17 protein-coding genes are annotated in these 22,973 nt (G+C 72.3%); 7 read left to right on the top strand and 10 right to left on the bottom strand.

Annotated elements, in window-relative coordinates; translation table 11 throughout:
* Positions 1–99: 99 nt before the first annotated feature.
* Positions 100–876, bottom strand: a complete 777-nt coding sequence (locus ACBJ32_RS43680; RefSeq protein WP_357877973.1) for a hypothetical protein — start codon at positions 874–876, stop codon at positions 100–102.
* Positions 877–1,136: 260 nt separating this feature from the next.
* Between ACBJ32_RS43680 and ACBJ32_RS43675 the strand changes: the two genes are divergently transcribed.
* On the top strand, positions 1,137–2,396 hold the full coding sequence (locus ACBJ32_RS43675) for a pectate lyase (protein WP_375131829.1): 1,260 nt from the start codon (positions 1,137–1,139) through the stop codon (positions 2,394–2,396).
* Positions 2,397–2,459: 63 nt separating this feature from the next.
* Here ACBJ32_RS43675 and sigJ read toward each other — a convergent pair whose 3' ends face one another.
* Positions 2,460–3,356, bottom strand: coding sequence for an RNA polymerase sigma factor SigJ (gene sigJ / locus ACBJ32_RS43670; protein WP_375131828.1), 897 nt, complete (start codon positions 3,354–3,356; stop codon positions 2,460–2,462).
* Between the two features lie 172 nt (positions 3,357–3,528).
* Here sigJ and ACBJ32_RS43665 point away from each other — a divergent pair, with 172 nt between their 5' ends.
* Positions 3,529–3,957 carry a hypothetical protein gene (locus ACBJ32_RS43665; RefSeq protein ID WP_375131827.1) on the top strand — a complete coding sequence of 143 codons (429 nt, stop codon included), beginning with the start codon at positions 3,529–3,531 and terminating at the stop codon, positions 3,955–3,957.
* Between the two features lie 76 nt (positions 3,958–4,033).
* On the opposite strand, the gene ACBJ32_RS43660 is transcribed toward ACBJ32_RS43665, so the two are convergent.
* Together ACBJ32_RS43660 and ACBJ32_RS43655 are read right to left on the bottom strand one after the other, a co-directional pair.
* Complete coding sequence (locus ACBJ32_RS43660) at positions 4,034–5,320, bottom strand: SGNH/GDSL hydrolase family protein (RefSeq protein WP_375131826.1); 1,287 nt, start codon at positions 5,318–5,320, stop codon at positions 4,034–4,036.
* Between the two features lie 68 nt (positions 5,321–5,388).
* Positions 5,389–6,228 (bottom strand): SDR family oxidoreductase, encoded by an 840-nt coding sequence (locus ACBJ32_RS43655; RefSeq protein ID WP_375131825.1) that lies wholly within the window; start codon positions 6,226–6,228, stop codon positions 5,389–5,391.
* A 225-nt stretch (positions 6,229–6,453) separates the two neighbouring features.
* Between ACBJ32_RS43655 and ACBJ32_RS43650 the strand changes: the two genes are divergently transcribed.
* A complete protein-coding gene (locus ACBJ32_RS43650; protein WP_375131824.1) occupies positions 6,454–8,424 on the top strand; it encodes a sensor histidine kinase in 1,971 nt (656 codons plus the stop codon).
* A gap of 6 nt (positions 8,425–8,430) precedes the next feature.
* Here the strand turns inward: ACBJ32_RS43650 and ACBJ32_RS43645 are convergent, their stop codons facing one another.
* Positions 8,431–9,036: a DNA-binding response regulator gene (locus ACBJ32_RS43645; protein WP_375131823.1), complete on the bottom strand. Its 606-nt coding sequence runs from the start codon at positions 9,034–9,036 to the stop codon at positions 8,431–8,433.
* Between the two features lie 102 nt (positions 9,037–9,138).
* Here ACBJ32_RS43645 and ACBJ32_RS43640 point away from each other — a divergent pair, with 102 nt between their 5' ends.
* Both ACBJ32_RS43640 and ACBJ32_RS43635 read left to right on the top strand, forming a co-directional pair.
* Positions 9,139–9,714 (top strand): TetR/AcrR family transcriptional regulator, encoded by a 576-nt coding sequence (locus ACBJ32_RS43640; RefSeq protein ID WP_357877988.1) that lies wholly within the window; start codon positions 9,139–9,141, stop codon positions 9,712–9,714.
* A gap of 85 nt (positions 9,715–9,799) precedes the next feature.
* The gene (locus ACBJ32_RS43635; RefSeq protein WP_375131822.1) at positions 9,800–10,939 is read left to right on the top strand and encodes a GDSL-type esterase/lipase family protein; all 1,140 of its coding nucleotides are present in this window, start codon (positions 9,800–9,802) and stop codon (positions 10,937–10,939) included.
* A 98-nt stretch (positions 10,940–11,037) separates the two neighbouring features.
* Here ACBJ32_RS43635 and ACBJ32_RS43630 read toward each other — a convergent pair whose 3' ends face one another.
* Positions 11,038–12,948, bottom strand: coding sequence for an ABC transporter ATP-binding protein (locus ACBJ32_RS43630; protein ID WP_375131821.1), 1,911 nt, complete (start codon positions 12,946–12,948; stop codon positions 11,038–11,040).
* 274 nt (positions 12,949–13,222) lie between these two features.
* Here ACBJ32_RS43630 and ACBJ32_RS43625 point away from each other — a divergent pair, with 274 nt between their 5' ends.
* On the top strand, positions 13,223–13,537 hold the full coding sequence (locus ACBJ32_RS43625) for a hypothetical protein (protein ID WP_375131820.1): 315 nt from the start codon (positions 13,223–13,225) through the stop codon (positions 13,535–13,537).
* Positions 13,538–13,580: 43 nt separating this feature from the next.
* Here the strand turns inward: ACBJ32_RS43625 and ACBJ32_RS43620 are convergent, their stop codons facing one another.
* Positions 13,581–16,907, bottom strand: a complete 3,327-nt coding sequence (locus tag ACBJ32_RS43620; protein WP_375131819.1) for a glycoside hydrolase N-terminal domain-containing protein — start codon at positions 16,905–16,907, stop codon at positions 13,581–13,583.
* A 186-nt stretch (positions 16,908–17,093) separates the two neighbouring features.
* On the opposite strand from ACBJ32_RS43620, the gene ACBJ32_RS43615 reads away from it, so the two are divergent.
* Positions 17,094–17,996, top strand: coding sequence for a hypothetical protein (locus ACBJ32_RS43615; RefSeq protein ID WP_375131818.1), 903 nt, complete (start codon positions 17,094–17,096; stop codon positions 17,994–17,996).
* Between the two features lie 188 nt (positions 17,997–18,184).
* Here ACBJ32_RS43615 and ACBJ32_RS43610 read toward each other — a convergent pair whose 3' ends face one another.
* Genes ACBJ32_RS43610 through ACBJ32_RS43600 form a run of 3 tightly spaced genes read right to left on the bottom strand, consistent with a single transcriptional unit; the run spans position 18,185 to position 22,973 of the window.
* Entirely contained in the window at positions 18,185–19,396 is a 1,212-nt protein-coding gene (locus ACBJ32_RS43610) for an alpha-L-fucosidase (protein WP_375131817.1), read from the bottom strand.
* Positions 19,393–21,600, bottom strand: a complete 2,208-nt coding sequence (locus tag ACBJ32_RS43605) for a right-handed parallel beta-helix repeat-containing protein (protein ID WP_375131816.1) — start codon at positions 21,598–21,600, stop codon at positions 19,393–19,395. The genes ACBJ32_RS43610 and ACBJ32_RS43605 overlap by 4 nt, the downstream gene beginning before the upstream one ends.
* Complete coding sequence (locus ACBJ32_RS43600) at positions 21,597–22,973, bottom strand: M1 family metallopeptidase (RefSeq protein WP_375131815.1); 1,377 nt, start codon at positions 22,971–22,973, stop codon at positions 21,597–21,599. The genes ACBJ32_RS43605 and ACBJ32_RS43600 overlap by 4 nt, the downstream gene beginning before the upstream one ends.

Genomic DNA, 22,973 nt, shown 5'->3' with positions numbered 1-22,973 from the left:
CACCGGCCCCGCGGGCAATGGCGGTGATTCCGCGGTATTGAAGTTGAATTCAAAGTTTCCCTTGCTGCATAGGGCTTTGCGGCAACGGCGGGCGCCGCGTCAGGAGTCTTCCGGCACGCGCGCCGGGGCCTCCACCTGCCGCGCCGTTTCCCACAGATAGTCGAACTGCTCGACCCAATAGGCGTACCAGCGCTCGTGCCGCTCCCGGGTGAGGTCGACGTGCATACGCGCGAAAGTCGACTGGCCCGCCCCGTGCAATTCGACGATGGCGCGGCCCTGCCAGGCGTCCGGATCGGTGAGCACGAGGCTGAAACCCGGGTTGTAGGGGAACAGGCGGTACTCCACCTTTCCCGGCGTCCGCCAGCCTCTCATTCGCGCGAGCCGTTCCAGCATCGCCTCCAGCGCGACGGGCAGGCTCTGGATCTGGTGGTCGTCCGACTCGTCGAGCTGGCTGCGCGCGATCCTGATCGCCTCCTCCTGGCCGGGGTCCAGCACCACGATGCGGACGGTGGCGTCCCGGTGCTGGAGCACGCTGGTGCGCAGGGTCTCGCACACGTACGGGGAGAGCAGGTTGGCCGCGGACGGCGCGAACACGCGCACGTCGCGGACGCCGTCGAAGAGCTTGGGCACGGGGGTGTCGTCGAAGTCGGCCCGGTCGCCGAGCACCTCGCGGCCGTCACGAGGCTGATCGGGGAGGGTGGCGCGGTAGAGGAGCACGCCGATGCCGGCGAGCACGGCCGCCCACTTGACCTCTTCCGACACCACGTCGCTGATCACCGAGACGACGGCGAAGAGGAGCACGATGAGGGCCATCGCGTAGGTCTCGAGGTTCTTGCGCGCCCGCACGTCGGCCTTGACCCGCCGCAGGAACCTCATCGCGCCACCGCCTCACGTCGAGCCCGGTCCTGCCTCCATTCTGGAGCGCCGCCGGCCGGGCCGCCCGTGAAACTTTCATCCCGCCGGACGCCCGCCGATCCGCCACCGACCTGGGGGGAACGCAACGCGGCCGGCCGGATTTGCAAACGGTTGCAGCCTGCGCTTCCCGCAGGCCATCCGGCTGTGATTGACTCGCCCTCGCCTCGGGAAAGCGCTTACCCAACGTGGCTTCAGCACTCATTCTCGAAACGGAGTTCGGCGTGCGCGAAAAGGAACGTATCGGCAGAAGGCTGGCGGTCGTACTGGCCACCGGCCTCCTCGCGACCGGAGGACTGGTGGTCGCGCTCAACGGCCCCGCCTCGGCCGCCCCCTCCAACGGCAACTACACGCTGGTCAACGCCGGAAGCGGACTGTGCGCCGCCGTACCGAGTCAGAGCACCGGCGACGGTGTCCAGCTCGTGCAGAGCGCGTGCTCGGGCGGCGCCGGGCAGGTCTTCACGCTCACCTCCTCGGGAGGCGGCTTCCAGATCAAGGCCCAGCACAGCGGCAAGTGCGCGGGCGTGCGCGACGCCTCCACCTCGGCGGGCAAGGCCGTCCAGCAGGAGGGCTGCACCGGGGCCGCGTCGCAGACCTGGCAGCTCACCGCGTCCGGGTCGGCGTACCGGGTGGTCAACGGCAACGGCGGCAAGTGCCTCAACGTCAAGGACAACTCCACGGCGTCCGGCGCCCTCCTGCAGCAGAACTCCTGCGACTCGGCCGCCACCAAGCAGTGGACGCTGCGTACCGCCGGCGGCTCGGACCCCGACCCGTCGCCCACGCCGACCATCACCCCGACCAGCGGCGGCGGGGACGGCAGCGGCGCGTGGCCGACCGCCACCGGCAGCGTCAAGCTCGCCGACACCCAGCAGGTCACCAACTTCGACGGTGGCATGAAGAGCTACTACGGCATCGGCGACGGCGGCCAGAGCGAGAGCCAGGACCCGATGTTCGAGGTCGCCAACGGCGGCACGATCCAGAACGTCATCATCGACGCCCCGGCCGGCGACGGCATCCACTGCCTGGGCTCGTGCACCATCCGCAACGTGTGGTGGAACGACGTCGGCGAGGACGCGGCCACGTTCATGAGCTCCAGCTCCTCGGCGACCTACCTGGTGGACGGCGGCGGCGCCAAGTCCGGCTCCGACAAGGTCTTCCAGCACAACGGCGCCGGCAGGGTGACCATCAAGAACTTCCAGGTGCACAGCTCGGGCAAGCTCTACCGTGCCTGCGGCAACTGCTCCTCCTCCTACCAGCGCCACGTGGTGATGGACGGCGTGACCGCCCGCTCCACCAAGGTGCTGGCCGGCATCAACACCAACTGGGGCGACACCGCGCGCTTCAGCCGGATCACGGTGTACGGCAGCGCGGTCATCTGCGAGAAGTACAAGGGCGTGCCGAAGGGCAGCGAGCCCACCAAGATCGGTGAAGGCGCCGACGGGGTGAACTGCATCTACTCCCCGTCCGACATCACCTACCGGTAGATCCGCCGGAGCCCTCGACCACCAGGCCGGTCGAGGGCTCCTTCCCTGCCAGCCCTCCCGCTGTCAGCCCTCCCGGTCGTCCGGGATGGTGGCGAGCTTGTCGGGGTTGCTGACGACGTAGACGTCACCCACGTGCTCGCCGTCGGCCGCCAGGCCGAGCACCATCACGGCGACCGGCCCCTCCTCCGAGAACAGCACCACCGAGGGCTCCCCGTTGACGTGCCGGTGACGCAGCTCCAGGTTCTCGTTGTGACGGGTGCCCGCGACGATCGTGCGGGCCACCTTGTCCCGGCCGTGGATCGGGCGCGGACCGCCCACCGCCGACTTGCCACCGCCGTCGGGCCACAGCGTGACGTCGGGCGCGAGCAGCTCGATCAGCGCGCCCAGGTCGCCGCCGAACGCGGCCGCCACGAACCGCTCGGTGACCGCCTGGTGCGTACGCCGGTCGATGCGGGCCTTCGGCCGCCGCGCCTGCACGTGCTCGCGGGCCCGGTGCGCGAGCTGCCGCACCGCGGCCGGACTGCGGTCGATCATGGCGGCGATCTCGGTGTGCCGGTAGGCGAACACCTCGTGCAGCACGAACACCGTCCGCTCCAGCGGGGTGAGCGTCTCCAGGACCACCAGCATCGCGATCGACACCGACTCCGCGCGTACGGCGGGCTCCGCCGCGTCGGTGGCCAGCGGCTCGGGCAGCCACGGGCCCAGGTAGGTCTCCTTGCGCCTGCGCAGCGCGCTCTGGTGGGCCAGGGCCTGGTTGACCGCGATCCGCACCAGGTAGGCGCGGTGGCTGTCGATCTGCTCCAGGTCCTTGGCCGACCAGGCCAGCCAGGTCTCCTGGAGCACGTCCTCGGTGTCGCCGACCGTGCCGAGCATGTTGTAGACGATGGAGAACAGCAGCTCGCGGTGGTCGGCGAACACCGCGGAGGCCCTGTCTTCCTGCTTCGCCCCGGACATCGTCATTCCCGCTCCCCGTGTCGGTGTCTCCGGATCCGTGATCCAAGAGCTCACCGGGGCCACCGACTGTGACACGTCCGGCGAAGATGTGATCCGCGTCATAGGGACCCGCCCGAGATGTCACAAACGCGCGCTCAGCAGCGTCTTAGAGAGTACCTGAGTGACAGCGAGGTGAATCATGGCCTGGCGGATCGCCATGGACGCCACCGAGGCGACGCTCTCGACGGGCACGTCCGACGAACCCCTCTACCCGTTGCCGGGTCTCACCGGCGCCTTCTATCTGCGCCCTGGCGGGGCGCTGGCGGGATTCGCGCTGCGGCTCCCGCTGCCCGCGCGCCGCGGCGAGCCGCGGGACCTGTGGTGGGAGGCCGCCGACCTGGACCGCGACGGCCGGGCCTGGCTGCGGTTCGGGCAGCAGGAGGTGTGCCGGGCCGTGTCCGTGCTGTGCGCGGAGATCCCGGGCGAGCGGCCGTACGAAAAGATCGTCCTGGAGACGGCGTTCTCCTCCTGGAGCCTGCGGCTGCCCGGCGTCCCGCTGCTGCGGCCGCGCCGGCTGACGCTGCGGCTGTTCAGCGAGCTCCGCACGACGGAGAGCACGCCACGCTGAGCAGGGCGTGCTCCGGCACGCCGCGCTGGGCGAGGCGTGCCGGCACCACCGTGCTGAGCAGGGGCGCTCCCGCTCGTCAGAGCGTGGCGAGGTCGATCGCCCCGGCCATGGCGTCGAGGCCGGCGTCGTTGGGGTGCAGCCAGTCGCCCTCCTGGCCGTCCCGGGTGTTGTACTCGGGCCGCAGCCGGTCCGGATCGGCGGGGTCGGCGAGCACGCGCTCGAAGTCGACCACCGCGTCGTACTCCCCTCCGGAGCGGATCCACCGGTTGACCGCGTCGCGGGTCCGTTCCATGGCGAGCGTCTGCGCGTTGTCCTCGGGGTAGAACCACGGGTTGCCCTTGAACGGCATGATCGTGCCGCCGATGACCTTGACGCCGCGGGCGCGGGCCGCGCGGATCAGCGCCCGGTGGCCCTCGATGATCTGCTCGGCCGTGACCGCCGGGTTCGGCCTGCTGCACGGGCTGTCCATCAGCGGGTACGTGATGTCGTTGATGCCGGCCATCACGATCACCGAGCGCACGCCGGGCCGGTCGAGCACGTCCCGCTGGAAGCGCGCGGTGGCCTTCTCGCCGAAGCAGGCGGAGTCGTTCAGCACCCGGTTGCCCGAGAGCCCGGCGTTGAGCACGCCCAGCCTGCGGCCGGAGCCGGCCAGGCGCTCGGCGAGTTGGTCGGGGTAGCGGTTGTCGGCGTCCTGGGTCGATCCGGTGCCGTCGGTGACCGAGTCGCCGAAGGTGACCACCGAGCCGGCGCCGCCGAGGACGTCCACGCCCGTCAGGTAGTACCAGGAGGACGAGGTCTCGGTGAAGGGCCGCGGGCGCGGGTCGAAGCGGTGGTCGCCGCGGGCGCGGTAGACGGTGGCGGAGGCGATGTCGTGGAAGGTCGCCGGGCCGGTCTTCCCCCTGACGTAGAGGGTGACGCTCAGCTTGTCGAGCGCGGCGGTGGGCAGCGTGACGGCGTCGCTGACGGCCTCCTGGCCCGCGGGGATCACGGTGCCCCGGGCGTGGCGGAACGTCACCGGCCGCAGCGTGAGCGGGCGCACGGCCGCGCCGTCGCCTGCCTTGCCCACGGTGACGCCGGTGACCTTCAGCGGGGCGGTGCCGTACCGGTTGGACAGCCTGATCCTGAGCTTGGCGCCGCCGGTGCTGACGCGTACCACCTGGCGGACGGAGTGGTCGGCGAAGCCGGCCTCCGACCAGTTGGTGCTGCCGGGCATGCCGCCCGGCGACGGCTGTTGCGCGGCGGCGGCCCACGCGCCGGTCCAGGGCTGCTCGGCGGCCCGGGCGGGGACGGTGACGCTGAGCGGCGCGAGCGCCGCCACGGCGGCGGTCGCGAGCGCGGCGGCGCGGGTCAGGGTGGTTCTCATGGGGTGGGGTTTCCGTTTCTCGGTGCCGGGTTTTCTCTGTGCCGGAGGGGGCGGTGCCGGAGGGGCGGTCAGCTGAAGTCGGCGAGGTGGTCGGCGGCCCACTGCGCGTAGGTGCGGGCGGGCCGGCCGGTGAGGTCCTCGACGAGGGAGTTCACCGGCGCGGGCTTGCCCACCGTGGCCTCCATCAGGTCGAACAGCGCGTTGACGAAGGCCGGGTCCATGAACTGGCCGAGCTGCGCCCTGACCGGCCCGGCGTCGAGCTCCTCGAAGCGCAGCGGGCGGCCGAGCACCGTGCCGAGCACGCTCACCTGCTCGGCCTGGGTCATGGACTCGGACCCGGTCAGCTCGTACACCTTGCCTGCGTGCCCGTCGCCGGTCAGCACCCGGGCCGCCACCGCGGCGACGTCGCCCTCGTGGACGGGGGCGCTGGTGGCGCCGGCGTACGCGCCGCGCACGACGTCGGAGCCGCCGAGCTGCATCGCGTACGAAAGGGAGTTGATGGCCGGGAAGAAGATGCGCAGGAACGTCCACTGCGCGCCGGTGGCCTTGACGGCCTGCTCGACGCCGTGGTGGTAGGCGGCGATCACGTCGGGCTGCTCGCCGGCGCCGTCGGTCACGGCGCCGGAGGACAGGAACACGATCCGCCCGACGCCCGCCCGCCGCGCGGCACGCAGCAGCGGCGCCGCGTCCATGCCGTACGGCAGGACGAGGAAGACGGCGCTCACCCCGCTCAGCGCCGGGGCCAGCGTCTCCTCCTCGGTCAGGTCCCCGCGCACGACCTCCACGCCCGCCGGCAGCCCGGCCTTCTCGGGATGGCGGCTCAGGGCCCGGACCCGGTGGCCCTCGGCGGCGAGCGCTTCCACGGTCTGCCTGCCGAAGTGGGCCGTAGCCCCGACAACCAGGATCATCTTCGTCCTCCTCTGGTGAAGTTGGCTCCAACATATCAGAACGGAATGCTTTGTTCCATCCGAGAGGGGTGGCGGCTTACGGCCTGCCCGCGCAGCCCGGGGCCGGGGATCGGCCCGGCTCGCCCTGCACCCCATCCTCGGGCCGCCGCCCGGTTTCGGGCCAGTGTCCGATGAATCGATAGATATGCAGATGGATGAGGCGTTTGTAGCCCTTGCATATGCTTCGTGTGCATTTCGCAGATCGAGGGGGCCGGGGTGGAGCGGAGACCGTGGCTGGCGACGGCCATGGCCGCCGTCGCGCTCCTCGGCCTGCTCGTCGCCAGGGTCTCGGCCTTCCTCTACACCGCGGAGGTGACGGCGGGCGGGCCCGGGACGGCCGGGCGGATGGTCGCCGTCGCGTCGATCGTCACGCTGGCGGGGCTGCACGCCCTGGTGATGTTCCGGCCCGGCTCGCGGAGCCGATGGCTGCTCGCGGCGGAGGCGGTGCTGGTCTTCGCGCCCTACCTGGCCGGCGGCGCGGCGTGGGGCCCGATCGCGGGCGTGCTCGGCTCCGCGGTCCTGCTGACGCTCGCGGCGCCCGCGTCGTGGCTGGTGTTCGCGCTGGTCATCCTCGCCGACATCGCCGCCAGGAGCTTCTTCGGCCCGGACGAGTCCTGGCTGGTGCCGATCGGCTGGCTGTTCGTCGATCTGAACGTGGGGCTCACCCTCTTCGCGATGGCCCGGCTGACGGAGCGGGTCCGGCAGGCGAGCGCGCAGCGGCGGCGCCTGGTGGCGCTGGCCGTGACCAGGGACCGCCTCGCCACCGCGAGCCTGCTCCGCTCGGGCATCGGCACGGACCTGTCGGCCGTGATCCGCCTCGCCCGCCGGGCCGGGCACGCGGAGCTGACCGAGATCACGGAACGCGCCAGGAGGTCACAGGCCGCCGCCCGCGAGATCGCCGTGGCCCAACGCGAGCCCGGCCAGGCACGACGGGAGCCCGGCCAGGCGCGGCGGGAGCCCGGCCCGACCCGACGCGCGCCCGGCCAGGCGCGGCGCGGCGGTGACGGGGTGCCCTCGGCGGGTCCGCCGGTGCCGGCGATGTTCCGCTTCTGCTGGTGGACCCTGCTTTTCGTGGTGCTCAACCACCACGAGCTCGTGATCACCAACATCGCGGAGCTCCAGCCGCTCGGCGACGTCCGCGGCTGGGCCCTCGTCGGCGCGGCCGTGGCCGCGGTCACGGCGCTGCAGCTCTACCACGGACTGCCACGCAGGGACGGGTCCGTGCCGCGCGCCTGGCGGTGGACGGTGGCCGCGCAGGTGGCGATCCTCCTGATCCTGCTCCTGCGGCTCGGCATGCTCGCCTCCGCCTCGGTGCTGCCCCTGCTGGGCACGGTGGCGGCGCGGGCGCGGGCCCCATGGTCCTGGCTGCTCGCCGGGCTCGGGCTGGCCGGGATGCTGGCCCTGCCCATCCCCCACGGATTCGCCGACCGGCTGTACTTCGCCGCGGCGGGCGTCGTCACGGTGCTGGAGATGTACGCGCTGTACCGGCTGCCGGAGGTGACCCGGAGGCTGAACGAGACGGGAGCCGAGCTGGCCAGGATGGCGGTGCTCCAGGAACGCCTGCGCGTCGCCCGGGACGTCCACGACCTGCTCGGGGCCGGGTTGTCGGCGATCCGGCTGAAGGCCGAGCTGGCCCTGCGGCTGCTGGCCGGGCAGCCGGAGCGGGCCCGCGAGGAGGCGCGCGGCATCGGGGCCGTGGCCGAGCGGACCCTGGGCGAGGTGCGCTCGATCACCGGGCGCCCGGCGGAGCTCACGTTCCTGGACGAGCTGGGCGCGACCCGTGCGCTGCTGGAGGCCGCCGGCATCCGGCTGTCGGCGGACGTGCGCGCGCTGCCCGCCCTGCCTCCCGAAACGGACGCGCTGCTGGCCACCGTCCTGCGCGAGGCCGCCACCAACGTCGTACGCCACTCCGCGGCCCGCGCCTGCCAGGTGGCGGCCCGGACGTGCGACGGCCGGATGCGGCTGCGGATCGCCAACGACGGCGCACGCCCTCCCGGCGAACCCGCGACCGGCGTGCGGCGCGGCACGGGCCTGGACAACCTGTCCGCCAGGGCCGAGGAAGGGGGCGGCCACCTGTCGGCAGGCCGCCGCGAGGGCGCGGATGACGTCTTCGAGCTCACGCTGGACGTGCCCGTCCACCCGCGCGTGCCGGCCTGACCGGCGCTACAGCCAGCCGGCCTCGGTGGCGATGCGGATGGCGTCCACGCGGTTGCGGGCGTGCAGCTTGGTGACGGCCGAGGCGAGGTAGTTGCGCACGGTGCCGTACGTGAGGTGGAGCTGCCCGGCGACCTCACGGGGCGTGGCGCCGCGCGCCGTCAGCCGCAGCACGTCGGCCTCGCGCTCCGAGAGCGGGCTGCCCGCCGCGCCCAGGGCCGCGTAGGCGAGCTGCGGATCGAGCACCCGGCCGCCCGCGGCCACGGTGCGGATGGCGGACACGAGCTCGTCCGGGCCCGCGTCCTTGAGCATGAACCCCGCCACCTCGGCGGCGATCCCGCGCCGCAGGTTCGCGGGACGGCCGATCGCCGTCAGGATCAGCGCCCTGCACGACGGCAGCCGCTCGCGCAGCCGGGCGGCGGCGTCCAGGCCGTCCATGCCGGGCAGCTGGATGTCGATGACCGCCACGTCGGGACGGTGCTCCAGCGCGGCGGGCACGATCGCGTCACCGTGCTCGACCTCGGCCACGACGTCGAGGTCGGCCTCCAGCCGCAGCAGCCCGGCCAGCGCCTCCCGCAGGATGCGCATGTCCTCGGCCAGCAACACCCGAATCATCCGGCGATCCCTCCCTCCGAGGCGGAGGATATCCGAGCCCGCCAACTTGCCTAAACATTTTAGGAAGGTGCATAATCTCTTATGGCAAATGGAGGAAGGGTTATGGCACGAGCAGGGCTGACCACGGAGCGCCTGGTGCGGGCGGGGGCCGAGCTGGCCGACGAGGTCGGGTTCGAGCAGGTGACGGTCTCGGCCGTGGCCAGGCGGTTCGACGTCAAGGTCGCGAGCCTGTACTCGCACCTGAAGAGCTCCCACGACCTCAAGACCAGGATCGCGCTGCTCGCCCTGGAGGAGATGGCCGACCGGGCCGCCGAAGCCCTGGCCGGCCGCGCGGGCAAGGACGCCCTGATCGCCCTCGCGAACGTCTACCGCGACTACGCCCACGAGCATCCGGGCCGCTACGCCGCGGCCCAGCTCAGGCTCGACCCGGAGACGGCGGCCGCCAGCGCCGGGGTGAGGCACGCGCAGATGACGCGGGCGCTCCTGCGCGGCTACGACCTGTCCGAGCCCGACCAGACCCACGCCGTGCGGCTGCTGGGCAGCGTCTTCCACGGCTACGTCAGCCTGGAGCTGGGCGGCGGGTTCAGCCACAGCGCCCCCGACACCCAGCAGACCTGGTCACGCACCATGGACGCCCTCGACGCTCTCCTGCGCAACTGGCCCTCCCCCACGCCATGAACACCCGGCCGGGCGACCGGCCCACGCCCCGCCAGACGAGCGGCACACCCCCTCGACCTCACACCTGAAGCGATCGGCTGACACCATGCTCATCACCACCCCCATCACCGCCGGCCTCCTGCGCGGCGCCCTCGACCTGGAGCGCACCGCGCGCGGCCTGCTGCCGCACCGCCTGCCCGCGCGGGCCCGCGCCCAGTGCGCCGACGGTCAGCTCGCCATGGCGCAGTCGCAGCCCTCCGGCGTGCGGCTGGCCTTCCGCACCCGGGCCACCGCCGTCGAGCTGGACACGCTGCCCACCAAGCGGATCTACCTGGGCGCGCCGCCACGCCCCGACGGCGTGTACGACCTGCTCGTCGACGGCCGCCTGACCGGCCAGGCCAGTCTGAGCGACGGCGACGCGATAACCATCGACCTGGCGACCGGCTCGGCCGAGCACCGCCCGGGCCCGATCGGCACCGTGCGCTTCGCCGGGCTGCCCGACCGGGAGAAGGACGTCGAGATCTGGCTGCCGCACAACGAGACCACCGAGCTCGTCGCGCTGCGTACGGACGCGCCGGTCGAGCCCGTGCCGGACCGCGGGCGCCGGGTGTGGCTGCACCACGGCAGCTCGATCAGCCAGGGCTCCGACGCGGCGAGCCCCAGCACCACCTGGCCCGCGCTGGCCGCCTCCCTGGCCGGCCTGGAGCTGATCAACCTCGGCCTGGGCGGGAGCGCGCTGCTCGACCCGTTCACCGCCCGGGCCATGCGGGACACCCCGGCCGACCTGATCAGCGTCAAGATCGGCATCAACCTGGTCAACGCCGACCTGATGCGCCTGCGCGCGTTCGGGCCGGCGGTGCACGGCTTCCTCGACACCATCCGCGACGGCCATCCGACCGCGCCGCTGCTGGTCGTCTCGCCCCTCTACTGCCCCATCCACGAGGACACCCCCGGCCCGTGCGCCTTCGACTTCGCCGCGCTCAGCACCGGCAAGCTGCGCTTCCGCGCCACCGGCGACCCCGCCGAGCGCGCCGCGGGCAAGCTGACGCTGGGTGTCATCCGGGACGAGCTGGCCCGCATCGTCGAGCAGCGGCGGGCCGAGGACCCCAACCTGCGCCACCTCGACGGCCGCGACCTCTACGGCGAGGCCGACCACGCCGAGCTGCCGCTGCCCGACGAGCTCCACCCGGACGCCGCCACCCACCGCCTCATCGGCGAGCGCTTCGCCAAGCTCGCCGCCTTCTGAACCACCGCTCCTCAGCGCCCGACCTCAGCGCCCGACCTCAGCGCCCGACCTCAGCGCCCGGCCTCAGCGCCCGGCCTGAGGGCGAGCGCAGCGTGAGCTCAACGGTCGATCATGCCGTCGCGCGCACCCGCCAGCGCGTCCGGCGTCTCCCCGCTCGCCGCGTGGCCGTCCGAGGCCCGGTCGTCCGAAGCGTGATCGTCCGGAGCCCGGTCGTCCGGGGAGTGGTCGTCCGAGGCGTGGTCGTCCGAGGCGTGGTCGTCCGAGGCGTCGTCGTCGATCAGGAAGCCGCCCGACTGGTGCTGCCAGAGCCGGGCGTACGGCCCCTGCGCCTGGAGCAGCTCGCTGTGGGTGCCCTGCTCCACGATGTGCCCCCTGTTGAGCACGACGAGCCGGTCCATCCGGACGACCGTGCTCAGCCGGTGGGCGACCACGAGCGCGGTGCGCCCCTGCATCAGCCCCCACAGGGCCTCCTGGACGAGGATCTCGCTCTCGGAGTCGAGGGCGCTGGTCGCCTCGTCCAGCAGCAGGATCGGGGCGTCGCGCAGGATGGCGCGGGCCAGTGCGAGGCGTTGCCGCTGGCCGCCGGAGAGCTTGACGCCGCGCTCGCCCACCAGCGTGTCGAAGCCGTCGGGCAGCGACTCGGCGAACTCCGTGACGTGCGCCGCCCGCGCCGCCCGCAGGATCTCGGCCTCGGTGGCGTCCGGCCGGGCGAAGGCGATGTTGTCGCGGATCGACCGGTGGAACATGGCCGGCTCCTGCGGCACGTACGCGATGAGACTGCGCAGGTCGGCCTGGCGCAGGCGGGCGATGTCCTGGCCGCCGACGAGGATCCGGCCCCCGTCGATGTCCATCATCCGTAGCAGCAACCGGGTGAGCGTGCTCTTGCCGCCGCCGGACTGGCCCACCAGCCCGATCCTGGTGCCGCTGGGGATGTCGAGGTCGAGGCGGTCGAACAGGGGCCGGCCACCGGTGTAGGCGAACCGCACCCGCTCGAAGCGCACGCTCGCGTCGGCCGGCCGCAGCGGCTGCGGGTCGGGCGGGTCCACCACGGTCGGCGCTTCGAGCAGCAGTTCGGTGAACTGGGCGGCCTCGGTGAGCACGCTCTCCAGCCGCCGGTAGATCTGGTTGAACTCGAACATGATGCCGATCGTGTTCGTGTAGTACGTGAAGGTCACGATGATGGCCTCCACGCCCAGGCCGCCGCGCAGCGCCACGGCCAGGAGCAGGCCCACGGCGCTGGTGAGGACCGACATCGGGGCGACGACGGTGTCGACCCGCAGGTTGCCGTAGTCCCACGAGCGCAGCGACAGCCTGGCCTGCTCGGCGATCCTGGCGCGATGCTCGGTGGCCTCGCGGTCCTCGGCGGCGAACGCGCGGACCGTGTCCATGTTGGACAGCACGTCGGCCACGTGGCCCGACACCCGGACCTTGGCGGCCTCGCGCTCGTCGACCAGCGCCTGCCTGCGCCGGATGAGCGGGGCGACGAGGAAGCCGGTGACGGCGATCAGCCCCAGCAGCACGATGACCAGCAGCGGGTCGTAGCTCCACAGCACCACCGAGGCGAAGGTCAGCGGCACCAGCTTGGCCATGATGGAGAACGTCATCGTGTCGACGAAGTCCTCGAACCTGCTGGAGAAGCCCAGCACCCGCTTGGTCAGCGAGCCGGCGAAGTTGTCGTGGAAGAACGCGGCGTCCTTGACGAGCAGCTCGTCCATGCCGACCACGCCGAGCCGCTCGATGCCGCGCGCGTCCGTCCGGTTGAGGAAGTGCAGGCCCACCCGCCAGAACACCTCGCCCGCCAGCAGCAGGCCGCCGAAGCCGAGCACGTACGGCAGCAGCGCGCCGACCGCCCCGTCACCACCGCCGGCCAGGTGCCCCACGAGCGCGGCCACCGCGAGCGGCGCCAGGTAGAACAGGCAGACGTTGCCCAGCGCCGGGAGCGCCAGCGCGGGCACGGCGACCCGCCACTGGCGCTTCAGCTCGCCGAAGTAGTGCCGCAGGACGAGCATGATCGCCGATTTTCGCGGGGACGGAACGTCTCCGGAGCCCTCGCGTCTTCCGAGCACAGTCATCCGCCCTCCCCGAACGCCCGATACCCGCCGTCGTCATGCTGCCGCAGCGCGTACGCGGGGAGCGACTGATTTTTCGTCACCGTCTTCGCGATCGGCGCGGCTCTGCTGCGTTCCGCCGTACGCCGCCGCCACGAGCAGTGGGGACGGGCCCGGTCATGGGCATGGGCACGGTCATGGGCACGGGCATGGGCATGGGCGGTGGCCGGGGGGTGTGGCGGCGCTGGCGGTGGCCGGTGGGCTGGTGCCGAGCCCGTCCGCCCTGGTGGTCCTGCTCGGCGCCATGGCCCTGGGGCGTACCGTCTTCGGCGTCATGACCGTGGTCTGCCACGGGCTGGGCATGGCGCTGACGCTGCTGCTCGCGGCGCTCGTCCTGCGCAGGCTGGGCGACCTGGCCCTCCCGGGGCGGCTGCGGCGGCTGCGGCCGTACAGTGCCGCCATGACCGCCACGCTCGTCCTGCTCGTCCTGCTCGTCCTGCTCAACGTCGGCACGGGCATGACGCTGCGCGCGGTGACCTCCCTGGCGTGATCGTGCCGGGGCGGGGTGGAGCCGCCCCGGCACGTTCGCACCGTCAGAAGGCGAGGTCCTGCCAGGTCTTCACCTCGTCGGCGGTCAGCGTCCTGGCCAGGACGGCGGCGCGGTCCACGCCGCCGGTCAGGCGCTGGCCGCCGCCCTGGTCGGCGCCGAAGCGCAGCGGCCGGGCGGTGCAGCCGGTGATGCCGTCGGCGGTCACCTGGCCGGTCGCCGCGCGTTCGCCGTCCACGTAGAGGGCCAGCGCGCCGGTGCGGTCGAGGGTGACCACGAGGTCGAGCCAGCGGCCGGTGGGCAGGGTGGCGTCCAGGGTGACGTTCGCGCCGGCGCCGATGAAGCGCACCTTGTTCTCCGGGGTGACGTCGATGAGGACGCCGTCGGTGCCGGGGTCTCCGGACGGCTGGGAGTCGAACAGCCGCCGGTAGCCGCTGCCCGCGACCTTCACCTCGGCGGCGAACGTGGCCTCCCGCACCACGCCCAGCGTGGTGTTCGCGGTGGTCAGGTACGTGTTGCCGTCGAGCGCCAGCCCGCTGCCCGTCGGCGCGCCCTGGTCGTAGGAGGCGGTCCCGGTGACGGTGGCGTGGCGGGCGTTGCCCGAGGCGTCGGCGACCGTGGTGCCCTCCTTCGGGTCCCAGGCGACCAGGACCGATCCGGCCGGGGCCGGCGCGCACGGCTCCAGGGCGAGCACGGCGGTGGCCGCTCCCTTCCACGAGTCACCGGCGACCGAGGCGGCCAGCACGGCCCGCCGCGACCCGTCGGCCGGTCCCGGGGTGACGGTGAAGGTGGCCGTGCGCGACCGGCCGGGCGCCACACCCGCGAGGTGCCGGGTCGCCGGCTCGGCGGTCCAGCCCTGCGGCACGGTGAGCCTCACGTCGGAGGCGGGCACCGACCTGCGGCGGGTGGCGGTGACGGTGACCTCGGCCTCGAACGGCGTGCCCGGCGTGGCGGTGCCGGGCGCCGCCAGGGTCACGGCGGCCTCGTTCTGGATCGTGTAGGCCTTGCCGGCGCGGGCGTTCCAGCTCAGCGTGTCGCCGTCGCGGCGCGGGGCGATCTCGTGCCCCTGCTCGTCGTGGACGCGGTAGCGGCCGGCGACGAACGACGACCTGACCTTGATCGGCCCGCTCCTGCCCGGCCGGACGGTGATCGTGTCGGGGGCGCCGTCCTTCCAGGCGGCGTCCACGGTGACGTCGCCGCGGGCGCGCAGCCCGGTGACCGAGCCGTCCCGCCACGCGCTGGGCAGCGCGGGCAGCACGTGCACCACGTCGTGCTGGCTCTGCAGCAGCATCTCGGCGATGCCGGAGGTGGCGCCGAAGTTGCCGTCGATCTGGAACGGCGGGTGCGTGTCCCACAGGTTGTCCAGCGTGGAGCCCTTGAGCTGCTCGGCGAGCATCTTGTGCGCGTGGTCGCCGTCCAGCAGCCGTGCCCAGAAGTTGACCTTCCAGGCCTTGGACCAGCCGGTGCCGCCGTCGCCGCGCGCGGTCAGCGACACCTTCGCCGCCTCGGCCTCGGGCGTGCCGGGCGTGATCTGGTTGCCGGGGTGCAGGGCGTACAGGTGGGAGACGTGCCGGTGGGTGTCGGTCCGGGAGTCCCAGTCGCTCTTCCACTCCTGGAGCTGGCCCCAGGAGCCGATGCGCAGGCCCGGGTCGAGCTTGGCCAGGGCCGCGCTCACCTCGGCACGGAAGCCCGCGTCCACGCCGAGCCGCTCGGCCGCGGCCAGGGCGCTGGTGAACACCTCGCGGACGATCTGCTGCGACATCGAGGCGCCCGCCGAGAAGTCGCCGTGCTCGGGCGAGTAGCTGGGTGAGACGACCAGCTTGCCGTCACGCGGGTCGGTGTGCAGGAAGTCCAGCCAGAACTCCGCCGCCCCCTTGATCACCGGGTACGCGGTCTCGCGCAGGTAGCCGAGGTCGCCGGTGAAGCGATAGGTGTCGTACAGGTGCTGCGTGGTCCACGCGGCCGCCTCGGGGAACCAGAAGGCGGTGGCCCAGTCGTGCACGCCGGTGAAGCCGAACGGGTTCGTCTCGTTGTTGACCACCCAGCCGCGGGCGCCGAACAGGTCCTGGGCGGTCTTGCGGCCGGGCGCCACCAGCGAGGTGATGTAGCGGTCGTACGGTTTCGTGGTCTCGTGCAGGTTGGTCTGCTCGGCGAGCCAGTAGTTCATCTGCAGGTTGATGTTGACGTGGTAGTCGGCCGACCAGGGCGGGTTGGTGACGTTGTTCCACACGCCCTGGAGGTTGGCCGGGAGCAGGTCGTTCTCGCGGGAGGAGGAGATCAGCAGGTAGCGGCCGTAGGCGAAGAACATCGCCTCCAGCGCGCGGTCGTCGGGCGAGGCGCCGCCGGTGTAGTTCCTGCGCAACCGGTCGGTGGGGATGGCCGGGGCCCGCCGGCCGAGGTCCAGTCTCACCCGGTCGAACAGCTTGCGGTAGTCGGCGACGTGCGCGCGCCTGAGGTCGTCGTAGCTCTGGGCGGCGGCGGCGTCCACCGCGGCGGTGACCTTGGCGTGCGGGTCCTCGCCCCGGTAGGCGGGGTAGGCGCCGGCGTAGTCGGTGCCGGCCGACAGCACGAGCACGGCGCTGTCCGCGCCGGTGACGGTGATCCTGTCGCCGGCGTCGGTACGGGTGCCGCCCTCGGTGACCACCTGGATCTGCGCCTCGAACCTCATGCCGTTGTCGCGCAACGCGCCGCGGATGGTGAGCCGGCCGCCGGAGGCCGTGACGGTCTTGTCGTCGCGGGGCGAGGTGTGGCGCAGCGTGAACGACACCTTGCCGCCCTGGTCGGCGGCGATCCGGCCGACGATGACGTTGCCGGGGTTGCTGGCGAAGAACTCGCGCGAGTGGCGCACGCCGCCGGCGGTGTAGCCGACCCGGGCGACGGCCTCGCGCAGGCTCAGCTCGCGCCGGTAGTCGGCGGGGTTCGCGTGGCCGAAGTCGAGGAACAGGTCGCCGAACGTCTGGTACGCTCCGAAGCCGGTCTTGGGCTGGCCCAGCTTGGCGGCCACGGCCTCGGGCGCCATCCTGCCGTCGCGGTCGATCTGCCGCTGGACCTCGGCGACGGCGTCCGGCCGCGGGGTCTTCCAGTTGCCGAAGTCGTAGCCGGAGACGCCGGGGCCGCCCGTCCATAACGTCTTCTCGTTGAACTGGAGCTGTTCGGACGCCACCCCGCCGAAGACCATCGCGCCCAGGGGGCCGTTGCCGATGGGCAGGGCCTGGGTCTCCCAGTCGGTGGCGGGCTCGTCGTACCAGAGGGTCAAGTCATCGGGTGTCTGGGCGGCGCCGGCGGACGCGCCCAGCGGGACGGACAGGCCCGCGGTGAGAGTGAAGGCGGCGATCAGGGCGCTGCTGAGTCGTCGTCGTGGGGGGTGCGGCACGGAATCCTCCGATCACAGGAGTCTTGATCCAAGGAGATAGCACCGAAACTCGCATGTAACAAGAGCTCCCATCCGATGTCTCTGCGTGGACGCTCGGGGAGCACCGCCGATCCCACACATCGGATCATCCGGGCGTTAAGCATCCGTCAACGATCTGTCGACATGCGGGCCTTACCATCGTGCGCCATGTCCACTGACCAGGTCGCGGTAGAACGCGCCGCTCCAGATACGCTCCCCGCGAGCGACGCCCCCTCCGCGGAAGAGGGCAACGGCGGAGTCCTCTACCTCCTCGAACGCATCGGCTCCGTCATCGTTCCCATCGGCGTGACGCTCTATGCGGTGCTCTACCTCGGCGTCGAAGCGATGTACGACGTCTTCGGCATCAGCCCCCAGCAGGCGGGCATCGACCAGTCCGTCCTGCTGGGCCGGCTCATGGGCACGCTGATCCTGATGCTGCTCATCCTCATCCCCACCCTCGGTCTCGTCGTCGGCCTCTTCTGGGTGGCCGACAGGCTGACCCGGGGCGCGCTCGGCAGGCTGATCGAGGCCGTCCGGCGGCGGCCGTGGGCGGCCGCGCTGCTCGCCGCGTTGTGGTGCGGCGCGACGTACTGGGGGTTGTTCACCCTCTTCGGCGACCTCGACCTGTTCTTCATGGTGGCCGTCGCCGTGGGGCTCGGCGTGCTGACGTTCCTGGTGCCGTTCCGGCTGCTGCGCCGCAAGCCGGTCGGGCGCGCCGCGACGAAGGTCCTGCTCGGCGCCCTGACCGGGGTCGGCCTGGGCTTCCTGCTGATCCTGGCGATGGTGCAGGGCGCGCTGGAGGTCCAGGAGACCGGCCAGGCCAACGAGCTGCTCGGCTACGTCGGCTTCCAGGACCAATGGGCGATCATCAAGAACGCCGAGGACGACAAGCCGCTCTACGACGGCCGGTGGATGATGCTGCTCGGCGAGAGCGACGGCACCTACGTCTTCTACGACTGCGACAAGTACGAGACCTTCCGCCGCCCGATGGAGACGACGAACCTGGCCTCGATCCAGCTCGACCCGGAGCGCGAGAAGGGTTTCACCTGCGGCTCGCTCGCCGAGCAGTAAACCGTTTCTCGGTCCGCCGGCGCGGGCGGGGCTGCGCGACTCCTACCGGGTGGCGCACCCGGACCCGGTGACGGCGCCGGGCATCATGGAGCTCCGGCCACGCCGCCGTCCTGACCACGTTCCGCACCTCCTGGCGCTGAGCCGCGGGGCCCTGCCCGGCAGGTCGGGCAGGGCCCCGCGAGTGCCGCTCAGGCCAGGAAGAGCTCGATCACCGGCACCGTGACGTCCGGTCGGGTGATGGGCAGCTGCAGCGTGAGCGTGTCCTCCGGCAGGCCGCGCAGGTAGTGGTGGAAGGGCTCCTTCGGGTCGATCGTGACCAGCGGCACCTCCGAGGCGTCGTGCAGGAACTGGGCGTACCTGACCCGGCCGCCGAGCCCGGCGAGGTGCACGTACTTCATCGGCCAGGACAGCAGGTGCAGGTAGAGGCGGTCGCCGCGCTGGGTGTAGCGGCAGTCCTGTGGCGGCTCGAACGCCGAGGCGCCGGCGCCGTGGATCGAGCGGGCGTGCAGGCGCATCCACTGCCCGATGCCGCGCAGCCGCTCGACGGCCCGGGGCTCGAACTCGCCGCGCGCGTTCGGGCCCACGTTGAGCAGCATGTTGCCGCCCTTGGAGACGGTGTCGACGAGCATCTTCACCAGCAGGTCCACCGGCTTCCAGTCCTGGTTGTCGCGGTGGTAGCCCCAGCTTCCGTTGAGCGTCTGGCAGGACTCCCACGGGGTGTGGCCGGGCACGCCGCCGGGCGGCATGACCTGCTCCGGGGTGGTGAAGTCGCCGGTGCCGAGCCCGAGCCGGTTGTTGATCAGGATGCCGGGCCTGAGCTCGCGGACCAGCCGCTCCAGCTCTTCGGAGCGCCACTCCTGCGGGCCCTTGGCGCCGAAGCCGCGTCCCTCGTAGGAGAAGTCGAACCACATCGTGTCGATGTCGCCGTACCGGGTGAGCAGCTCGCGGACCTGGCCGTGCATATAGTCCGTATATTTCCGGATGTCGCGGTCGCCGAGATCTTCGTCCCGCTGCGGGTGGTAGAGGTCGTTGGGGAAGTCCGGGTGGTGCCAGTCGAGCAGCGAGTAGTACAGGCCGGTACGCAGGCCCCGCTCCCTGAAGGCGTCGAGCATCGGGGCGAGCAGGTCGCGCCGCGCCTTGTAATCGGTCAGGTCCGAGTCCCACAGGCAGAACCCGTCGTGGTGCTTGCTCGTCACCACGGCGTACTTCATGCCCGCGTTGACCGCCTCGTCCGCCCACGCCGCCGGGTCGTAGAGGTCGGGGTCGAAGTGGTCGAAGTAGCGGCGGTACTGCTCCTCGGTCAGCCGCTCGTACGAGCGCACCCATTCGTGCCGCGCGGCGGCGGCGTAGATCCCCCAGTGGATGAACAGCCCGAATCGGGCCTCGGTGAACCAGCTCATGCCCTGTCCCTCTCCTGGACCGCGACTCCCGAGAGCCCGATCCGTCCCGTACCGGTCCGCTGAACGCGCACGTACCGCCCCTCGGCGTCCACCGTGACCAGCGACGGGCGCAACACCCTGCCGGGCAGCGGCACCACGGTCGCGTCGGCGAAGTCCGGCGTGCGCGACACCAGCACCCGCACGTCGGCCGTGGTCATGCTCGCGTCGTTCCAGAGCTCGACGGCGCCGACCGTGCGCACCTGCCCGAGGTCGACCTGCCACCACGAGCCGGGCGCCGAGGTGGTCCTGCTGTCGGTGACGGTGGAGCCGTCGATGGCGTTGGCGGCGACCGCCGTCCCCTCGGTGGCGGACTGGGTCGCGCTGCCCGCCCTGGCGAGGTCGGGTTCGAGCTGCTCGACCTGGCCGGGCCGGGCGCCGGCCGCCCCGGCGACGCGCAGCGCGGCCTCGGGCAGCAGCTCCAGCGCCGTGGCGTTGTCCACCTGCTGCGAGCCCCGCCCCGACAGCGCGGGCGCGGTGGTGTCGGTCCAGTTGCCCGTGGCGAGGTTCTCGATCCCGTAGCCGGCCCAGTTGGAGATCCACTTGTAGCCGACCCGGGTGATCACGTTGCCCTCGACCCTGATGTACGAGCTCTGCTCGTCCAGGTAGACGCCGTTGCCGTCGCGCTCGGTGTTGCCGTAGGCGGAGCGGTTGATGTAGTTGCCGGAGATCACCGTGCCCGGCTGCGGGCCCTGCGTGTAGATGGCGCCGCCGTCGTGCTGCTGCTCGGCGACCATCATGACGTCCACGATCCGGTTGCCGGTCACCTGGTTGTCGCGCATGTCGGGGCGCTGGGCGACGGGCTGGTTCCAGCCCCAGCCGACGGAGATGCCGGAGTACGGCAGCCGCTCCAGCGTGTTGTGGTCCACGCGCAGGCCCGTCTCGTAGCCGGCCCAGACGCCGACCGCGTCGGTGAACTCCCTGCCGGCGAGCGTGATGGTGTTGCGGGCCACGGTGTTGCGCTCGCCGCGCAGCTCGGCCGGCGGGTTGGGCTCGGTGTCGCCGACGTAGACCGCGCCGGAGGACAGGTCCGTGAACGTCGAACCGGTGACCGCCGAGTCCTTGGTGCCGGCCTGAAGGATCACGCCCGCGCCGCCGAGGTGCGCGAAGGCGGCGCCGGTGATCTCCACGTTCCTGCCGCCGTTCACGACCACCGCGGCGGCGGGCTTGGTGTAGTACCGGCCGGCGTGGTCCTCGGGTCCGGTGGCTCCGGTCAGGGTGAGACCCGCCTGGGTGCCGGCGTATCCCTCGTCGGTGCCGGGCTGGTGGTAGGCGGCGTGCTGGAAGGCCAGGCCCGCGATCCTGATCCGGCTCGCGCCGTCGATCCGCAGGAGCGTCTCGCCGGCCGGGACGATCACGTCGTCGAGGTTCTCCCCCGGCCTGGGCAGGTACGTGATGGTCCCGTCCGCGCGGTCGTGGACGAACTCGCCCGGCTCGTCGAGCAGCTCGCGGGCGTTCTCGAAGAAGGCCACGCCGCTGTAGCGGGAGGAGTCGACCGTCGTGGTGTCCCAGGCGGGGCCGGTGCGGCCGGTGCCGCTCGCCGAGTTCGTCCAGCACGGTTGCGCGAAGGTGATCGTGTCGCCGTCCACGCGGTCGATCCGGCAGCGGTAGTTGCGCCACCTGACCTTGACGACCGCCTCGGCGTTCGCGGGGGCGCTCCAGCCGGCCACGCCGCTCTGGACGGCGCCGGTCATGCCGGTCTTCGTCGCGTCGCAGACGGCTGCCGGGCATGCGGCGCCGCGGGCCCGGATCGCGCGGGCGCCGCCGACGAAGAGCTGGCGCGGGGTCACGCCCTCGGGCGCCCGCGCCACCATGAACCCGTCCTGGCGCGTCCAGCCGGTGACCCGCACCCCGCCGGACAGGACCGGCCGGGAACCGGGCGCCGCGGTCCAGGTCACGGTGTGCCCGTCCGGGCCGGAGTCGCGCCGGTCCAGCAGGAGCGGCTCGGCCATCCGGTAGAGGCCACCGGTCAGGCGTACCTCGATGTCGCGGCTCATGCCGCCCTCGACGGCCTGCCTGACCTTGTCCCTGACGGCTTCCAGCGAGCAAGGGCGGGCCTGGCTGCAGGCGGGGGAACCGCCGTCGGGGGCCGCGTAGTAGACCTTGGGGCCCGGCGCCGCCGCCGGGGTCATGGTCAGCAGCAGGACGAGGGCGATCGTGCCGTTCACATGCCCTCCAGCGGCGGGTTGTGCGTGCCGTAGAGCCAGTCGCGCAGGAATCCGTCCAGGTCGGGGCGGTGCGTCGTGGCGGCGGCGTGGGCGATGAAGTCCTCGGTGGAGGCGTTGCCGTCCTTGTGGCGCTGCACCCACCTGCGCATGATCAGGTCGAACGCGGCGTCGCCGACCTCGGTGCGCAGCGCGTACAGCACGAGGGCGCCGCCGTCGTAGATGTTGTAGCCGCCCAGCGCCTTGGGCTTGCCGGGCGGGCCGTCCTTGGCACGCACCGCGTCGAGCTTGGCGTACACGGTTCGCATCCGCTCCGGCATGGACTGGCCGCCGTGCTCCTCGGCCCACAAGGCCGCGTAGTACACGGCGGGGCCCTCGTTCAGCCAGGCGTCCTGCCAGGTGGCAGGCGTGACCGAGTCGCCGAACCACTGGTGGACCAGCTCGTGCACCATCGTGTTGGAGTAGGTGGGCTGGTCGAACCAGCCGGTGCCGAAGAGCGACAGCGTCTGGTTCTCCAGCGCGTTGCGGTAGCCGGGGTAGATGTGGATGCCGTAGGTGGAGAACGGGAAGCGGCCGAACCTCGCCTCGGCCCAGGCGATCTGGTCGCCGGTCTCGGCGGCGACGGGGCCGTAGCGGTCCTCCTGGCCCTGGGGGACGACGTGGCGCAGCGGCAGGCCGTGGGGGCCCTTGCCGTGCAGGTAGGTGCCCTTCACCACGGCGAGGCCGATCAGCTCGGACGCCATCGGCTCGCGCTCCTCGAACCGCCACACGTTCCCCCGCCTGCCGGCGAGCTCGCCGTTGGCGGTGGCGACGTACCCTTGGGGCGCGGTGACGCGGAAGGTCCAGGTGGCCTTGTCCGACGGGTGGTCGTTGACCGGGAAGAACGTGTCGGCCCTGCTGGACTGCGCGGCGGCGGCGAACCCGCCGTCGGGGCCGAAGTTCCACCCCGTCAGGCCGGCGCGCGGCGCCTTGCCGTTGCCGTGGAAGCGCACCTCGGCCGTGAACGGCACGTGCTCGCGCAGCGGCGTGGCCGGCGTGACGGTCAGCTCCTGCCCGCTCCGGCCGAGGGAGAGCGACCAGGCGGCGGGTTCGCCGTTGACGGTGACCGCGTCGATGGTGTGGCCGTCGGTGTCGAGGTTGAAGGACGACAGCGCCTGGGTGGCCTTCGCGGTGAACGCGACCGTGCCGGAGAAGTCGTAGGTGACCGGCGTGAAGTCGAAGGAGACGTCGTAGTGGCGGACGTCGTAGCCGCCGTTGCCGAGGGTCGGGAAGAGCGGGTCGCCCAGCCCCGGCGAGCCGGGCGAAGGCTGGGCGGGCACGGCGGCGGCCGTGCTGAGCAGCGCGGCGGCGGCGAGTAACAGGAGGGTGCGTCTCAC

It is taken from the genome of Nonomuraea sp. GTA35 (genome assembly GCF_041950525.1).
In the GTDB taxonomy this organism is placed as follows: Bacteria; Actinomycetota; Actinomycetes; order Streptosporangiales; family Streptosporangiaceae; genus Nonomuraea.
Note: the sequence above shows the minus strand (reverse complement) of the source record. Positions and strands in the feature narration are given on the sequence as shown.

Coding starts and splice junctions, on each gene's coding strand:
- ACBJ32_RS43660 (WP_375131826.1), bottom strand. CDS start 5,320: ATGAGAACCACCCTGACCCGCGCCGCCGCGCTCGCGACCGCCGCCGTG.
- ACBJ32_RS43615 (WP_375131818.1), top strand. CDS start 17,094: ATGTCCACTGACCAGGTCGCGGTAGAACGCGCCGCTCCAGATACGCTC.
- ACBJ32_RS43665 (WP_375131827.1), top strand. CDS start 3,529: ATGGCCTGGCGGATCGCCATGGACGCCACCGAGGCGACGCTCTCGACG.
- ACBJ32_RS43630 (WP_375131821.1), bottom strand. CDS start 12,948: ATGCTCGTCCTGCGGCACTACTTCGGCGAGCTGAAGCGCCAGTGGCGG.
- ACBJ32_RS43645 (WP_375131823.1), bottom strand. CDS start 9,036: ATGATTCGGGTGTTGCTGGCCGAGGACATGCGCATCCTGCGGGAGGCG.
- ACBJ32_RS43640 (WP_357877988.1), top strand. CDS start 9,139: ATGGCACGAGCAGGGCTGACCACGGAGCGCCTGGTGCGGGCGGGGGCC.
- ACBJ32_RS43680 (WP_357877973.1), bottom strand. CDS start 876: ATGAGGTTCCTGCGGCGGGTCAAGGCCGACGTGCGGGCGCGCAAGAAC.
- ACBJ32_RS43610 (WP_375131817.1), bottom strand. CDS start 19,396: ATGAGCTGGTTCACCGAGGCCCGATTCGGGCTGTTCATCCACTGGGGG.
- sigJ (WP_375131828.1), bottom strand. CDS start 3,356: ATGACGATGTCCGGGGCGAAGCAGGAAGACAGGGCCTCCGCGGTGTTC.
- ACBJ32_RS43635 (WP_375131822.1), top strand. CDS start 9,800: ATGCTCATCACCACCCCCATCACCGCCGGCCTCCTGCGCGGCGCCCTC.
- ACBJ32_RS43655 (WP_375131825.1), bottom strand. CDS start 6,228: ATGATCCTGGTTGTCGGGGCTACGGCCCACTTCGGCAGGCAGACCGTG.